At 71.2% G+C, this 1,195-nt stretch carries 1 protein-coding gene; it reads right to left on the bottom strand.

Annotation, left to right across the window (positions count from 1 at the left end; genetic code table 11):
• Positions 1 to 69: 69 nt before the first annotated feature.
• Positions 70 to 927 carry an SDR family oxidoreductase gene (locus tag ACWGKS_RS30030; RefSeq protein ID WP_452525112.1) on the bottom strand — a complete coding sequence of 286 codons (858 nt, stop codon included), beginning with the start codon at positions 925 to 927 and terminating at the stop codon, positions 70 to 72.
• Positions 928 to 1,195 lie beyond the last annotated feature (268 nt).

Genomic DNA, 1,195 nt, shown 5'->3' with positions numbered 1-1,195 from the left:
ACCCGACTCCTGCTGGAACTCCACCGCTCCCGCACCGAGGCCCCCACCTGACCGGGAAGACCGGACCGCTCAGACTCCGGCGCGCAGGGTGTCCACGATCGGAGTGGTGGGTCGGCCGATCAACTTGGCGAGCAGGCCCGGCTCGGCCTGCAGCTCACCCTCGCGGGTGGCGACCTCCAGCCCCGCGACGAACTCCACGGTGCCCTCGTCCATGCCGGCGCCGGTGAGCACCGCCCTGAACCCCTCGTCGCCCAGGTCACGGTAGGCCACCTCGCGGCCCAGCACCTCGCCGATGGCCGCCGCCAGGTCGGCGTAGGTCCAGGCCCGGTCACCGACCAGCTCATGCACGGCGCCGGCGTGCGCGGCGGGGTCGAGCAGGACCACGGCGGCGGCCTCGGCGTAGTCGCGGCGCGAGGCGCTGGACACGCGTCCCTCACCCGCGCTGCCGACCACGGCGCCGTTCTCGCGTGCCTGCTCCAGCCGGTCGACGTAGACCTCGCTGTAGAAGCCGTTGCGCAGCAGGGTGTGGGGCAGACCGGACTCGGCGAGGATCTCCTCGGTCGCCTTGTGTTCGGGGGCCAGCGACAGCGTGCTCCGGTCGGCCCGAAGGACGCTGGTGTAGGCGATATGGCCGACACCGGTCTCCTTGGCGGCCTCGATGGCGTTGCGGTGCTGGGAGGTGCGCTTGCCGACCTCGCTGCCGGAGACCAGCAGGAGGGTGTGGGCCCCGGCGAAGGCGGCGCGCAGGGAGGCGGGGTCCTCGAAGTCGGCGCGCGCGGTGGAGACACCGAGCTCGGCCAGGTCGGCCAGCTTGGTGGTGTCACGGCCGGTCGCGGTGATCTCACCTGCGGGCAGGCCGCGCTCCAGGAGGGATTCGACGACGAGGCGGCCCAGGTGGCCGGTGGCACCGGTGACGACGACGGACATGCTGTTCCTCGGTTCTGTGACGGTGGTGGACGGTGTGTTCCGTCGATCGACAACGACACCGGCCGACACCACATTCCTTGGGTGGGGTACGCACCTTTTGGTAAGTTGGTGCCATGAGTCGAACGGAAACCGAAGAAGAGTCGGCGGGCCGGCGCGCGCTCCCCCTGATCGGGAGCCCCATCCTGAGCAGCGACTGTCCCTCCCGCACCCTGATCCGCGACGTCACCGGCAAGTGGGGGCTACTGGTCCTGGTCGCCCTGTCCGAGGG

The sequence above is a fragment of the Nocardiopsis sp. NPDC055879 genome (assembly GCF_053615935.1).
The sequence above is the reverse complement of the archived record's forward strand: the minus strand, read 5'-3'. Positions and strand labels throughout refer to the sequence as shown.

Bases quoted from the DNA above. Each gene is read 5' to 3' on its own strand.
- ACWGKS_RS30030 (WP_452525112.1), bottom strand. From the start codon at position 927: ATGTCCGTCGTCGTCACCGGTGCCACCGGCCACCTGGGCCGCCTCGTC.